Origin of the sequence: Streptomyces olivochromogenes, assembly GCF_001514115.1 — a bacterium.
Lineage (GTDB): Bacteria > Actinomycetota > Actinomycetes > Streptomycetales > Streptomycetaceae > Streptomyces > Streptomyces olivochromogenes.
On the sequence record NZ_KQ948452.1, the window covers coordinates 636,270 to 650,315 of the forward strand.

13 protein-coding genes are annotated in these 14,046 nt (G+C 69.1%); 7 read left to right on the top strand and 6 right to left on the bottom strand.

What is annotated here, in order from left to right; genetic code table 11:
* Entirely contained in the window at window positions 1-1,119 is a 1,119-nt protein-coding gene (tal, locus tag AQJ27_RS08735; protein ID WP_067364202.1) for a transaldolase, read from the bottom strand.
* Between the two features lie 34 nt (window positions 1,120-1,153).
* Window positions 1,154-3,256, bottom strand: coding sequence for a transketolase (gene tkt / locus AQJ27_RS08740; RefSeq protein ID WP_067364205.1), 2,103 nt, complete (start codon window positions 3,254-3,256; stop codon window positions 1,154-1,156).
* A gap of 379 nt (window positions 3,257-3,635) precedes the next feature.
* Here tkt and AQJ27_RS08745 point away from each other — a divergent pair, with 379 nt between their 5' ends.
* The 3 genes from AQJ27_RS08745 (at window position 3,636) to AQJ27_RS08755 (ending at window position 6,353) form a co-directional block, all read left to right on the top strand.
* Entirely contained in the window at window positions 3,636-4,589 is a 954-nt protein-coding gene (locus AQJ27_RS08745) for a heme o synthase (protein ID WP_067364208.1), read from the top strand.
* 96 nt (window positions 4,590-4,685) lie between these two features.
* Window positions 4,686-5,036: a hypothetical protein gene (locus AQJ27_RS08750; protein ID WP_067364211.1), complete on the top strand. Its 351-nt coding sequence runs from the start codon at window positions 4,686-4,688 to the stop codon at window positions 5,034-5,036.
* Between the two features lie 210 nt (window positions 5,037-5,246).
* Window positions 5,247-6,353, top strand: a complete 1,107-nt coding sequence (locus AQJ27_RS08755) for an amidohydrolase family protein (protein WP_067364214.1) — start codon at window positions 5,247-5,249, stop codon at window positions 6,351-6,353.
* Window positions 6,354-6,425: 72 nt separating this feature from the next.
* Here the strand turns inward: AQJ27_RS08755 and AQJ27_RS08760 are convergent, their stop codons facing one another.
* From AQJ27_RS08760 to AQJ27_RS08775, 4 genes are all read right to left on the bottom strand, one after another.
* Window positions 6,426-7,433 carry a COX15/CtaA family protein gene (locus AQJ27_RS08760; protein ID WP_067364217.1) on the bottom strand — a complete coding sequence of 336 codons (1,008 nt, stop codon included), beginning with the start codon at window positions 7,431-7,433 and terminating at the stop codon, window positions 6,426-6,428.
* A gap of 107 nt (window positions 7,434-7,540) precedes the next feature.
* The gene (locus AQJ27_RS08765; RefSeq protein ID WP_079064886.1) at window positions 7,541-8,257 is read right to left on the bottom strand and encodes an ABC transporter permease; all 717 of its coding nucleotides are present in this window, start codon (window positions 8,255-8,257) and stop codon (window positions 7,541-7,543) included.
* A 50-nt stretch (window positions 8,258-8,307) separates the two neighbouring features.
* Window positions 8,308-9,231: an ABC transporter ATP-binding protein gene (locus AQJ27_RS08770; protein ID WP_067364223.1), complete on the bottom strand. Its 924-nt coding sequence runs from the start codon at window positions 9,229-9,231 to the stop codon at window positions 8,308-8,310.
* A gap of 46 nt (window positions 9,232-9,277) precedes the next feature.
* On the bottom strand, window positions 9,278-10,108 hold the full coding sequence (locus AQJ27_RS08775; protein WP_067364226.1) for an AAC(3) family N-acetyltransferase: 831 nt from the start codon (window positions 10,106-10,108) through the stop codon (window positions 9,278-9,280).
* Between the two features lie 161 nt (window positions 10,109-10,269).
* On the opposite strand from AQJ27_RS08775, the gene AQJ27_RS08780 reads away from it, so the two are divergent.
* The 4 genes from AQJ27_RS08780 to AQJ27_RS08795 all read left to right on the top strand — a co-directional run bounded on the left by AQJ27_RS08780 (window position 10,270) and on the right by AQJ27_RS08795 (window position 14,045).
* Window positions 10,270-11,022 carry a helix-turn-helix transcriptional regulator gene (locus AQJ27_RS08780; protein WP_067364228.1) on the top strand — a complete coding sequence of 251 codons (753 nt, stop codon included), beginning with the start codon at window positions 10,270-10,272 and terminating at the stop codon, window positions 11,020-11,022.
* Entirely contained in the window at window positions 11,019-12,443 is a 1,425-nt protein-coding gene (gene sufB, locus AQJ27_RS08785; RefSeq protein WP_067364231.1) for a Fe-S cluster assembly protein SufB, read from the top strand. Before AQJ27_RS08780 ends, sufB begins: the two co-directional genes overlap by 4 nt.
* A 91-nt stretch (window positions 12,444-12,534) precedes the next feature.
* Window positions 12,535-13,716, top strand: a complete 1,182-nt coding sequence (gene sufD, locus AQJ27_RS08790; protein ID WP_067364238.1) for a Fe-S cluster assembly protein SufD — start codon at window positions 12,535-12,537, stop codon at window positions 13,714-13,716.
* Window positions 13,716-14,045 (top strand): bifunctional 3-phenylpropionate/cinnamic acid dioxygenase ferredoxin subunit, encoded by a 330-nt coding sequence (locus AQJ27_RS08795; protein ID WP_054235896.1) that lies wholly within the window; start codon window positions 13,716-13,718, stop codon window positions 14,043-14,045. The genes sufD and AQJ27_RS08795 overlap by 1 nt, the downstream gene beginning before the upstream one ends.
* Window position 14,046 lies beyond the last annotated feature (1 nt).

Below are 14,046 nucleotides of genomic sequence, written 5' to 3' on the forward strand. Positions count from 1 at the left end.
TCAGCCCTCCGAAGGGGCGAGGCGCTTGAGCTCTGCCTCTGTGGACTTGAGCAGGTCGTTCCAGGACGCCGCGAACTTCTCGACGCCCTCGTCCTCCAGGAGCTGGACCACGTCGTCGTACGAGATCCCGAGCTTCTCGACCGCGTCGAGCTCGGCGCGGGACTGCTCGTACGTACCGGCGATGGTGTTGCCGGTGATGTCGCCGTGGTCCTCGGTGGCCTGCAGGGTGGCCTCCGGCATGGTGTTCACCGTGTTCGGCGCCACCAGATCGTCGACGTACAGGGTGTCCTTGTACGCCGGGTCCTTGACGCCGGTCGACGCCCACAGCGGGCGCTGCTTGTTGGCCTGCGCCTTGTCGAGGGCGGCCCAGCGGTCGGAGGAGAAGACCTCCTCGTACGCCTGGTAGGCGAGCCGGGCGTTGGCGAGAGCCGCCTTGCCGCGGGCGGCCTTGGCCTCGGGGGTGCCCAGGGCGTCGAGCCGCTTGTCGATCTCGGTGTCCACGCGGGACACGAAGAAGGACGCCACCGAGTGGATCTTGGAGAGGTCCAGGCCTGCGGCCTTCGCCTTCTCCAGACCCGCCAGGTAGGCGTCCATGACCTCGCGGTAGCGCTCCAGCGAGAAGATCAGCGTGACATTGACGCTGATGCCCCTGCCGATGACCTCGGTGATCGCGGGCAGGCCCGCCTTGGTCGCCGGGATCTTGATGAGCGTGTTCGGACGGTCCACCAGCCAGGCCAGCTGCTTGGCCTCGGCGATGGTCGCGCCGGTGTTGTGGGCCAGGCGCGGGTCGACCTCGATGGAGACCCGGCCGTCCTGGCCCTGCGTCGCGTCGAAGACCGGGCGCAGGATGTCGGCGGCGTCACGGACGTCCGCCGTCGTGATCATGCGGATGGCCTCGTCGACGGTGACCTTGCGGGCGGCGAGATCGGCGAGCTGCTGCTCGTAGCCGTCGCCGCTGCTGATCGCCTTCTGGAAGATCGACGGGTTGGTGGTGACGCCCACGACGTGCTGCTGGTCGATCAGTTCGGCGAGATTGCCGGACGTGATCCGCTTGCGCGACAGGTCGTCCAGCCAGATCGCGACGCCTTCCTCGGAGAGGCGCTTGAGTGCGTCTGTCATGGAAATTGCATCTCCTACGTGTCGTATTTCAGCGTCAGCGCTGGGCTGCGGCGATCGATTCCCGGGCGGCGTCGGCGACGTTCTCGGCAGTGAAGCCGAACTCACGGAAGAGGACCTTGCCGTCGGCCGAAGCACCGAAGTGCTCCAGCGAAACAATGCGTCCCGCGTCCCCGACGAACCGGTGCCAGGTCAGACCGATACCGGCCTCGATCGAGACGCGCGCCTTCACCGACGGCGGCAGGACGCTGTCCCGGTACCCCTGGTCCTGCTCCTCGAACCACTCCACGCACGGCATGGACACGACCCGCGTCGGGACGCCCGCGGCCTGGAGCTGCTCGCGCGCCTCCACCGCCACGTGCACCTCGGAACCGGTGGCGATGAGGATGACCTCCGGCTCCGCGCTCTGCCCGCCGGGCCCTTCGGCCTCGAAGCGGACGTAACCGCCCTTGACCGTGTTCTCGTCGGCCTCGTACGTCGGCACGCCCTGACGGGTCAGCGCGAGACCGTGCGGGGCGCCCTTGCCGAAGACCTTCGTGTAGCGCTTGAGGATCTCGCGCCAGGCGATCGCGGTCTCGTTGGCGTCCGCGGGACGGACGACGTTGAGGCCGGGGATGGCGCGCAGCGAGGCCAGGTGCTCGACGGGCTGGTGGGTCGGGCCGTCCTCACCGAGACCGATGGAGTCGTGCGTCCACACGTACGTCACCGGCAGGTGCATCAGCGCGGACAGACGCACGGCGTTGCGCATGTAGTCGGAGAACACCAGGAAGGTGCCGCCGTAGACACGGGTGTTGCCGTGCAGCGTGATGCCGTTCATCTCCGCGGCCATGGAGTGCTCGCGGATGCCGAAGTGGATCGTGCGGCCGTACGGCTTCGCGCCCGGCAGCGGGTTGTCGGCCGGCAGGAACGAGGAGTTCGGGTCGATCGTCGTGTTGTTCGAGCCCGCGAGGTCGGCGGAGCCGCCCCACAGCTCGGGGATGACCGCACCGAGCGCCTGCAGCACCTTGCCGGACGCGGCACGGGTGGCGACACCCTTGCCCGCCTCGAACGCCGGGAGCTTCTCCTCCCAGCCGGCCGGCAGCTCGCACGCCGCGATCCGGTCGAACTCGGCCGCACGCTCGGGCTGAGCGGTGCGCCACTCCTGGAAGCCCTTCTCCCACTCGGCCTTCGCCTCACGGCCGCGGTCGAGAGCCTGGCGCGTGTGCGCGAGGACCTCGTCCGCGACCTCGAAGGACTTCTCCGGGTCGAAGCCGAGGACGCGCTTGGTGGCCGCGACCTCGTCCTCGCCGAGCGCCGAGCCGTGCGCGGCCTCGGTGTTCTGCGCGTGCGGAGCGGGCCAGGCGATGATCGAGCGCATCGCGATGAACGACGGCTTGTCCGTCACCTTCTTCGCGGCCTCGATCGCGTTGTAGATGGCGTGCGGGTCGATGTCGCCGTCCGGCTTCGGGGCGACGCGCTGCACGTGCCAGCCGTACGCCTCGTACCGCTTGACGGTCTCCTCGGAGACCGCCGTCTCGGTGTCGCCCTCGATCGAGATGTGGTTGTCGTCCCACAGCAGGACGAGGTTGCCGAGCTTCTGGTGACCGGCCAGGGAGGACGCCTCGTGCGAGATGCCCTCCTGGAGGCAGCCGTCACCGGCGATCGCGTAGATGAAGTGGTCGAAGGGGGACTCGCCCTGCGCCGTGTCCGGGTCGAACAGACCACGCTCGTAGCGGGCGGCCATCGCCATGCCCACCGCGTTGGCGACACCCTGCCCGAGCGGGCCGGTCGTGGTCTCCACGCCCGGGGTGTGCCCGTACTCCGGGTGGCCCGGGGTGCGGGAGCCCCACGTCCTGAAGGACTCCAGATCGTTCAGCTCCAGGCCGAACCCGGCCAGGTAGAGCTGCGTGTAGAGGGTCAAGGACGAGTGGCCCGCGGACAGCACGAAGCGGTCACGTCCGGTCCAGTCGGGATCCGCCGGGTCGTGCCGCATCACCTTCTGAAAAAGGGTGTACGCGGCAGGCGCCAGACTCATGGCCGTACCGGGATGGCCGTTTCCGACCTTCTGTACGGCATCGGCGGCCAGGACGCGGGCGGTGTCGACGGCCCGCTGGTCCAACTCGGTCCACTCGAGGTCTGTGGTGGTCGGCTTGGTGCTCACCCTGGGTCAGGGCTCCTCTCCACATGTCACGCATGTCGAATGCCGGTGCACTGGGCGCCCACCGGCCGTTGTCGAGCCTACCCCCGTAGGTACGTGCGTTTTTTCGAGTCATTCCAGACTGCCGGGACTCTCCGGGATCCGCCTCCCGACTGGTCCGTTCCGTGTTCGGCAACTGAATACGGAGCCGCTCGTAAGAGTGCTCAATCGAGCTCCGTCGCGCCCGTCGTGCACGCCCTCTTCCCGCCCCGGTGCGGCCGCTCCCAACACGACCCCACCCCCGCGAAGGCCGAGGTATAGGCAACGTCTACAGTGGCGTGGTACGCGCGAGCCTTTACGGGGAGTTCACACCCGGGGGCTTGCTGGGATGTCTCTGTCAGGGGTGTGCGTGACGGCCGTCGAATCCCGTCCAGCGGGAGTGCTCGGGACGAGCAGCAGCCCAAGCCACCGGCCGTTCGGGGCCCGTGTCAAGGCGTTCGTGGCGCTGACCAAGCCGCGAATCATCGAACTGTTGCTGATCACCACCGTTCCGGTGATGTTCCTGGCCCAGCAAGGTGTACCCGACCTCAAGCTGGTCCTGCTCACCTGCCTCGGAGGTTATCTGTCGGCGGGCGGCGCCAACGCGCTGAACATGTACATCGACCGCGACATCGACGCCCTGATGGAGCGCACCTCGCAGCGCCCGCTGGTCACCGGCATGGTCAGCCCGCGCGAGTGTCTGGCCTTCGGGATCACGCTGGCGGTCGTCTCGACCCTGCTGTTCGGACTGGCCGTCAACTGGCTGTCCGCCTGGCTGTCACTCGGAGCGCTCCTTTTCTACGTCGTCGTTTACACGATGATCCTCAAGCGGCGCACCTCCCAGAACATCGTCTGGGGCGGCATCGCCGGCTGCCTCCCGGTGCTCATCGGCTGGTCGTCCGTCACCGACTCCATGTCGTGGGCGCCGGTCATCCTCTTCCTCGTCATGTTCTTCTGGACGCCGCCGCACTACTGGCCGCTGTCCATGAAGGTGAAGGAGGACTACGCGCGTGTGGGCGTGCCGATGCTCCCGGTCGTCGCCTCCAACAAGGTGGTCGCCCGCCAGATCGTCATCTACAGCTGGGTGATGGTCGCGGTCTCGCTGCTGCTCACCCCGCTCGGCTACACGGGCTGGTTCTACACCCTGGTCGCGCTCGGCGCGGGCGGGTTCTGGCTGTGGGAGGCGCACGGTCTGCAGAACCGCGCCAAGGCCGAGGTGACCGGCGGGAAGCTCAAGGAGATGCGGCTGTTCCACTGGTCCATCACCTATGTGTCGCTCCTGTTCGTGGCGGTCGCGGTGGACCCCTTCCTGCGCTAGGTCCCGTCCGGCGGATTCTTCACGGGCGGGGTACGTGGGCTAAGCCACGTACCCCGCCCGTCGCCGTTTGATCTACCCGTCGGTAGCATCCTGGCCATGGCAGACACGCAGCAGGTTGACGAGACCACCGGCGCCATCCAGGACGTCAAGGCCGAGCGCAAGGCGGCCAAGCTCGCCCAGCGGATCAACGCCTTCGCCAAGGAGCACGGCGGGACCGAGGGACACGTCGAGTACATCGGACAGCGCGGCGCCCGGATCGTCCTCGTCGGCGCGGACGGTGCCTGGGGGGACGTGGTGGCGCCCACCTTCACGATTGCCGAAGAGGCCGTGAAGAAGGCCGGGATCACTGTTCACGAGACGTTCGACGGTGAGTTCGCGGCGAAGGTCAAGACGGGGCCGTACGAGTGGAAGAGGATGGCGGGGATCCAGCTGGGGGCGCCGAAGTAACGGCTGACGATATCTGTTATCTGTCACCTGATAGTTGATATCTGTCATCTGATATCCGTCATCTGATTTCTGTCGGCTGTCACTCGTCAGCTGTCATCTGTCGGCTCTCATCCGTCAGCTGTTGGCACGCCTTGCGCTTCACCAACACCTGACGCCTGCCTCACCCGTTAGGACCTGAAGAACGCAACGGTCCAGTCGCGGGGAGTCCGGATGATCGAAACGCCATCCCTGGTGGACCAGTACTGCCACGGCGTACTGAGGACGGAGCTGGGCCTCGGCACCTTCGAGGCCCACCTCGCCAGAACCGAGGGCCCCCCGGCCCCCGGCACCACCTTCTTCGACACCCAGACCGGCTTCGCGGTGCGCCGCTGGTGCCCGCCCCTGCTCGGTCTGGAACCGCACTGTCCGCCCGCCCGCTATCTGGCCCGGCGCCGCGAGCTCGGCGTCCTGGAGTCGGGGCGCAGACTCCTGCGCGGCAGCGGCATCACGACGTACCTCGTCGACACGGGGCTGCCCGGGGACCTGACGGGACCGGGCGAGATGGCCTCGACCGGCGCGGCCCAGGCCCATGAGATCGTCCGCCTGGAGCTGCTGGCGGAACAGGTCGCGGACACCTCGGGCACGGTCGAGTCCTTCCTCGCCAATCTCGCCGAGTCCGTCCACGGAGCCGCCGCGAACGCCGTGGCCTTCACGTCGGTCGCGGGGGGACGCCACGGCCTGGCGCTCGCGCCGGAACCGCCAGGGCCGGGAGAGGTGCGGGGCGCGGCGGGCCGTTGGCTCGCGGACCGCCGGGTGGGCGGGGCGCTGAGCGACCCGGTTCTGCTGCGCCACTTACTGTGGATCGCGGTCGCCTCGGGGCTGCCTCTCCAACTCCACGCCGGTCTGGGCGAACCCGGTCTGCGCATCGACCGCACCGATCCCGTCCTGCTCACCGACTTCGCCCGTGCCACGGCCGGGCTCGGCACGGATCTCGTCCTTCTGCACGGCTACCCGTACCACCGTCACGCGGCGCACCTCGCCGGGGTCTTCCCGCACGTCTACGCCGACCTGGGTGCGGCGCTGGTGCGTACGGGAGCCCGGGCGGCGGCCGTCCTCTCCGAGATCCTGGAGCTGGCCCCCTTCGGCAAGCTCCTGTTCTCCAGCGGGGCGCACGGCCTGCCCGAACTGCACGTCGTCGGCGCGCGCCTGTTCCGTGAGGCGCTGGCCCGGGTGCTGGGCACCTGGGTCGCCGAGGGCGCCTGGTCGCTGGTGGACGCGCAGCGGGTGGCGGGCCTGATCGCGGCAGGGAACGCGCGGCGGGTGTACGGGGTGGAGTGAGCCAGGCGTCGTACCTCGTACGAACAACGGTGTCGCCGTACCCCGTACTGCCGTGCCGGACCTACGAACGGCTCACGCGCGTGTGAGCGCCGATTCCGCGGCAGGCCCCGGCAGTTCCGTCGCGGCCTCAGGGCGTTCGCGCAGCGACAGCAGGACCCGCAGGGCGCCGATCCACACCAGGCAGGCGCCGAACATGTGGAGGCCGACCAGGGCCTCGGGGAGGTCCGTGAAGTACTGGACGTAGCCGATGACACCCTGACCGAGCAGGATCAGGAACAGGTCGCGGGTGCGGTCGAGCGGTCCCTTGGGGGCGTCGACGGCCTTGAGGACGAACCACAGGGCGAAAGTCAACGTGACCACGATCCAGGCCAGCACGGCGTGCAGCTTGGTGACGGTCTCCCAGTTGACGGCCATGCGTTCGACCTCGCTGGAGTCGCCCGCGTGCGGACCCGCGCCGGTGACCACCGTGCCCACCGCGATCAGCAGGATGGCGGCGGCGACCAGGCACCACACGAGCTGCTGCACTGCTTTGCCGACCAGCGGGCGCGGCTCGGCGGAGCCCTCGCGCGTGCGCTGCCACATCACCGTGGCCACCGTGATGAGCGCCGTGGAGAGAAGGAAGTGCGCGGCGACCGTGTAGGGGTTGAGGCCGACCAGGACGACGATGCCGCCGAGGATCGCGTTGCTCATGACGATCCAGAACTGCGCCCAGCCGAGCCGGGTGAGGTCGCGCCGCCAGGGCTTCTCGGAGCGCGCGGCGATGATCGCCCAGCCGACCGCCGCGCACAGCACGTAGGTCAGCATGCGGTTGGTGAACTCGATGACTCCGTGGAAGCCCATCGCGCTCGTCGTGGTGAGCGAGTCGTCGGTGCACTTGGGCCAGGTCGGGCAGCCGAGGCCCGAACCGGTCAGCCGTACGGCGCCGCCGGTGACCACGATGACCACCGACATGACGAGCGCGGCGAGTGCCGCTCGTTGCACCGTCCGGGAGGTCGGGGTCCAGCGTTCGGCGATGAGGGCGAGCGGGTTGCGCGCGAAGGCTACGGCGTCGGCTCGGGTCACGTTTGGCACGCGCCCCATCGTAGGCGTCCGCTTGTGCACGCCTTCACGAGGCCCCCGCACCTACGCAAATCGCCACCTCAGCGCGTCTCGGAGGCCCGCACACCCGGAGTCGCCCACATCCGGAGTCACTCCCAGCGGAAGAACCTGCCCGCCGCTCCCAGGCCCACGACCGCCCACACGGCCAGGATCCCGAGGTCGCCCCACGGCATGCCCGCCCCGTGCTGGAGCACGTCCCGCAGCCCGTCCGAGAGCGCCGAGACGGGCAGCAGGCCGAGCACGTCCTGGGCGCCGGCCGGGAACTTGTCCATCGGGACGATCACACCGCCGCCCACGAGGAGCAGCAGGAAGACCAGGTTCGCGGCGGCGAGCGTCGCCTCCGCCTTGAGCGTGCCGGCCATCAACAGGCCCAGGCCCGAGAAGGCGGCCGTGCCGAGGATCAGCAGAAGCAGGACGGACAGCGGGTTGCCGTGCGGCGACCAGCCGAGCGAGAAGGCGATCGCCGTCAGCAGGACGACCTGGAGGACCTCCGTGACCAGCACGGACGCCGTCTTCGCGGTCATCAGGCCCCAGCGGGGCAGCGGGGAGGCGGCGAGCCGCTTCAGGACCCCGTAGCGCCGCTCGAAGCCGGTGGCGATGGCCTGCCCGGTGAACGCGGTCGACATCACGGCGAGCGCCAGGATGCCGGGGGCCAGGAAGTCGACCGACTTGCCCTTGCCGGTGTCGATGATGTCGACCGTGCTGAACAGGACCAGCAGGAGTGTCGGGATGATCACCGTGAGGAGGAGCTGTTCACCGTTGCGGAGCAGCATCTTCGTCTCGAGCGCGGCCTGCGCGCCGATCATCCGGGGCAGCGGGGCCGCCCCCGGCTTCGGGGTGTAGGTGCCGGCGGTGGTCACGAACGCAGCTCCTTGCCGGTCAGTTCCAAGAACACGTCTTCCAGGGTGTGGCGTTCGACGGAGATCTTCTCCGGCATCACCCCGTGCTGAGCGCACCAGGACGTGACGGTGGCCAGCAGCTGCGGGTCGATCTTGCCGCCCACCCGGTACGAGCCGGGCGTCAGCTCGGCGGCCGTGCAGTCGGCCGGCAGGGCCTTCAGCAGGGAGCCGACGTCGAGCCCCGGACGGCCGGTGAAGCGCAGGGTGTTCTCGGCGCCGCCGCGGCACAGCTGCTCGGGGGAGCCCTGCGCGATGACCTTGCCCGCGTCGATGATCGCGACGTCGTCGGCGAGTTGCTCGGCCTCGTCCATGTAGTGCGTGGTGAGGATGACCGAGACGCCGTCGGCGCGCAGATCGCGGACGAGGTCCCAGGTGGCGCGGCGGGCCTGCGGGTCGAGGCCCGCGGTCGGCTCGTCGAGGAAGACCAGTTCGGGGCGGCCGACCACGGCCATCGCGAGCGCCAGGCGCTGCTGCTGGCCGCCCGAGAGCCGCCGGTAGGTCGTGCGGCCGCAGCTGTCGAGGCCGAGTCGTTCGATGAGCGCGTCCACGTCCAGGGGGTGGGCGTGGAGCTTGGCCACATGGCGGAGCATCTCGTCGGCGCGGGCGCCGGAGTAGACCCCGCCGGACTGGAGCATCACGCCGATGCGGGAGTGGAGTTCCCCGGACTGTCTCACCGGGTCGAGGCCCAGGACGCGTACCGCGCCGGAATCCGGCTTCCGGTACCCCTCGCAGGTCTCGACCGTGGTCGTCTTGCCCGCCCCGTTGGGGCCCAGTACGGCGGTGATGCCCGCCTCGGCCACCAGGTCGAGGCCGTCCACCGCGGTCTTGTCGCCGTACCGCTTCACCAGGGCCTGGACCTGGACCACGGGCTCGCTTCGCATGAGGCGCAAGTCTAGGGAGCCGGTCGGGTGATCGTTCGGCCGGGGTTCAGGAGACGGTCCCGGGTATGACCCATTCGTCGCGGGGGCGGTGCAGTGCCAGCCAGCGCTCCGCGTACGCCACCGCGTCGGCCACCGGGAACAGGCGTACGTCGGCCGCGCCCACCGGGCCCCGTACGACGGGGCGGTCCCGTTCGAAGTCGGAGCCGAGTTCGTCGAAGCGGTCGGAGTCGACGGAGACCTCCGTGACGACCTCCCAGCGGGTCGTCCCCTGCGGGGTGCGCACCGGGCGTCCCACCTCGACGAGCGGGGACGGTATGCGGTATTCGGCGAGGTGGAAGCTGGTGCACGTGTCGTAGCCCGCGCCGAGCAGGAGCACCCGGGCGTCGAGGTCCTCCAGGCGGGCCAGCGGGCTGCGCTCGCCGAGCCGGCAGTCGGGGGCGTGCCCCTCGACGATCTGCGCCGCGCGGGGGCCGAGGGCCGCGAAGGAGGTCTGCGGATGGGCGCTGCGCAGGGCGCCGGGCCAGGTGCGGACGGTCTCCGGGATCACGCCGACCCCGCGGCTGGGCGTCACGAGCGGGTCGTACGCGGGCATCGTCGCCCGAATGGGCGACCACCACTCCTCGGGTACGGGCGGATTGCTCCACAGCGCCGGGTCGGAGAGGTCCCCGGACTGGGTGGGGACCACCAGAGTGCCGTCGGGACCCAGCGCGTCGAGCAGTCCCTGGACGACGGTGACGGCGCCGCCGTTGACCCAGCCGAGGGAACTCAGGGAGGAGTGCGCGAGAAGCGTTTCTCCTGGCTGGACGCCCAGCTCCAGTAGCTGCGCGGCGAGGGTGTCGCGGGTGACGAGTGGGCCGGTCGGAGGGGGTGTCGACATGGTTCCCGAGTCTTGCGGAGAGCCGGTCCCGAGGCCAGTGAATTGATCGATCAAAGATCGTTTCCGCAGGTCACCTTAGGTATACCTAAGTGATGTAGCGCACCGCCCGCCTCCGGGGGCGCGGCTTGTCAGGCTCCAGGGAATTACGCAACAATGGCGTTGTGAAAAACGTTGGCGAGGCTCGGGAGACCCCCACGGGGGCCCCTCAGGAGGAACTCGCGACCGGTGAGCGTTCGACGCGCAACCGTGTCGCGCGGTCCATCCTGGACCACGGCCCGTCGACCGTGGCCGACCTCGCGGGGCGGCTGGGCCTGACCCAGGCCGCCGTACGCCGTCATCTCGACGCGCTGGTCGCCGACGACGTCGTGGAAGCACGGGAGCAGCGGGTCTACGGAGCGCGTACGCGCGGCCGTCCCGCCAAGGTGTTCGCCCTGACCGACTGTGGCCGGGACGCCTTCGATCAGTCCTACGACAAGCTCGCCGCGGACGCGATGCGCTGGATCGCGGCGCGCGAGGGCGGGGACGAGGCGGTCGTCGCGTTCGCCCGCGCCCGGATGGCCGCCCAGGCCGAGGCGTACCGCAGGGCCGTCGAGGCCGCCGCGCCGGAGCAGCGCACCGAAGCGTTGGCCAAGGCCCTGAGCGCGGACGGGTACGCTGCTGCAGCGCGTAGCGCACCGGTCGGCGAGCAGCTCTGCCAGCACCACTGCCCGGTCGCTCATGTCGCCGAGCAGTTCCCGCAGCTGTGCGACGCGGAGACCGAGATCTTCTCCCAGCTGCTCGGCACCCATGTTCAGCGGCTGGCCACCATCGCCCACGGCGACGGTGTGTGCACCACGTTCATCCCCAAGATTTCCAAGATTTCCGAATCCACCCATAACGCATCTGCAAGTACCGCCGGGAGGAACCCCGCATGACGCTCCCCATCGAGGAGACTGCCCACCCTGAGCTCGAGGGTCTGGGTACGTACGAATACGGCTGGGCCGACTCCGACGTGGCCGGTGCCTCTGCCAAGCGCGGTATCAACGACGACGTCGTCCGCGACATCTCCGCGAAGAAGAGCGAGCCGGAGTGGATGACCAAGCTCCGCCTCAAGGGCCTGCGCCTCTTCGAGAAGAAGCCCATGCCCAACTGGGGCTCGGACCTGTCCGGGATCGACTTCGACAACATCAAGTACTTCGTGCGCTCCACGGAGAAGCAGGCGGAGTCCTGGGAGGACCTGCCCGAGGACATCAAGAACACGTACGACAAGCTCGGCATCCCGGAGGCGGAGAAGCAGCGCCTCGTCGCCGGTGTCGCGGCCCAGTACGAGTCCGAGGTCGTCTACCACCAGATCCGCGAGGACCTGGAGGAGCAGGGCGTCATCTTCCTCGACACCGACACCGCCCTCAAGGAGCACCCGGAGCTCTTCAAGGAGTACTTCGGCACCGTCATCCCGGTCGGCGACAACAAGTTCGCGTCGCTGAACACCGCCGTGTGGTCCGGTGGCTCCTTCATCTACGTGCCGAAGGGCGTGCACGTCGAGATCCCGCTCCAGGCCTACTTCCGTATCAACACGGAGAACATGGGCCAGTTCGAGCGGACGCTGATCATCGTCGACGAGGACGCCTACGTCCACTACGTCGAGGGTTGTACGGCGCCGATCTACAAGTCGGACTCCCTGCACTCCGCGGTGGTCGAGATCATCGTGAAGAAGGGCGCCCGCTGCCGTTACACGACCATCCAGAACTGGTCGAACAACGTCTACAACCTGGTCACCAAGCGCGCCGTGGCGTACGAGGGCGCGACCATGGAGTGGATCGACGGCAACATCGGCTCCAAGGTCACCATGAAGTACCCGGCCGTCTACCTGATGGGCGAGCACGCCAAGGGTGAGACCCTCTCCATCGCCTTCGCGGGCGAGGGCCAGCACCAGGACGCGGGCTCCAAGATGGTCCACATGGCGCCGAACACGTCGTCGAACATCGTGTCGAAGTCCGTGGCGCGTGGTGGCGGTCGTACGTCCTACCGCGGTCTGGTCGAGATCGGCGAGGGCGCCCACGGCTCGAAGTCGAACGTGCTGTGCGACGCGCTGCTCGTCGACACCATCTCCCGCTCCGACACGTACCCGTACGTCGACGTCCGCGAGGACGACGTGTCCATGGGCCACGAGGCGACCGTCTCCAAGGTCTCCGAGGACCAGCTCTTCTACCTGATGAGCCGCGGTCTGACGGAGTTCGAGGCGATGGCGATGATCGTGCGCGGCTTCGTCGAGCCGATCGCCAAGGAGCTGCCCATGGAGTACGCGCTTGAACTCAACCGGCTGATCGAGCTGCAGATGGAAGGCGCGGTCGGCTAAGACCCGCCGCCCGGAAAACAGCTGGTGGCCCGCCCCTCCCGGCGGGCCCGAGGATCTCAACCGACGCAGGAAAGAGAGCAGACCGACAGCCATGGCTGAGGCTCAGAACATCCCGGTGGGTTCCACCACCGCCGGACAGATCGCGGTGGCCGCCGAGTCGACCGTCGCCACGCGCATGAGCGCGCCCCCGTCCTTCGACGTGGCGGACTTCCCGGTCCCCCACGGCCGCGAGGAGGAGTGGCGGTTCACCCCGCTGGAGCGCCTGCGCGGGCTGCACGACGGGACCGCGGTCGCGACCGGCGACGGCCTGAAGGTCGACGTGGAGGCGCCCGCGGGCGTCGTCGTGGAGACCGTCGGCCGTGACGACGCGCGCCTCGGCCGGGCGGGCACCCCGGTGGACCGCGTCGCCGCCCAGGCGTACTCCGCGTTCGAGAAGGCCGGCGTGATCACCGTCCCCAAGGAGACGGTGCTCACCGAGCCCATCCGCGTCGCGGTGCACGGCGAGGGCGGGGTCGCCTACGGCCACCAGGTCGTGGAGCTCGGAGCCTTCGCCGAGGCCGTCGTCGTCATCGACCACACCGGTGACGCCGTGCTCGCCGCCAATGTCGACTACATCCTGGGCGACGGCGCCAAGCTCACCGTCGTCTCCGTCCAGGACTGGGACGACAAGGCCGTGCACGTGGGCCAGCACAACGCGCTGATCGGCCGGGACGCCACCTTCAAGTCCTTCGTGGTCACCTTCGGCGGCGACCTCGTGCGCCTGCACCCGCGTGTGGCCTACGCCGGCACCGGTGGTGAGGCCGAGCTGTTCGGTCTGTACTTCACGGACGCGGGCCAGCACCAGGAGCACCGTCTGCTGGTCGACCACAACACGCCGCACTGCAAGTCGAACGTCGCCTACAAGGGCGCGCTCCAGGGCGACGGCGCGCACGCCGTGTGGATCGGTGACGTCCTCATCGAGGCCAAGGCCGAGGGCACGGACACGTACGAGATGAACCGCAACCTGGTTCTGACCGACGGCGCCCGCGTCGACTCCGTGCCGAACCTGGAGATCGAGACCGGCGAGATCGTCGGCGCCGGACACGCCTCCGCGACCGGCCGCTTCGACGACGAGCAGCTCTTCTACCTGATGGCCCGCGGCATCCCCGCCGGCGAGGCCCGCCGACTGGTCGTCCGCGGCTTCTTCGCCGAGCTCGTGCAGCAGATCGGTGTCGACGACATCGAAGAGCGGCTCCTCGTGAAGATCGACGAGGAGCTGGAGGCGTCGGTCTGATGACTGCCTCGTCGACGTTCGTACGCGCCTGTGGGCTGAGCGAGCTGGAGGAGGACACCCCGAAGCGGGTGGAACTCGACGGCACGCCGGTCTCGGTCGTGAAGACCGAGGGGGAGGTGTTCGCGATCAACGACATCTGCTCGCACGCGAACGTCTCGCTCTCCGAGGGCGAGGTGGAGGACTGCCAGATCGAGTGCTGGCTGCACGGCTCCGCGTTCGACCTGCGCACCGGCAAGCCGTCCGGCCTTCCCGCGACGCGCCCCGTCCCCGTATACCCCGTAAAGATCGAAGGGGACGATGTACTCGTCTCCCTCACCCAGGAGTCCTGAG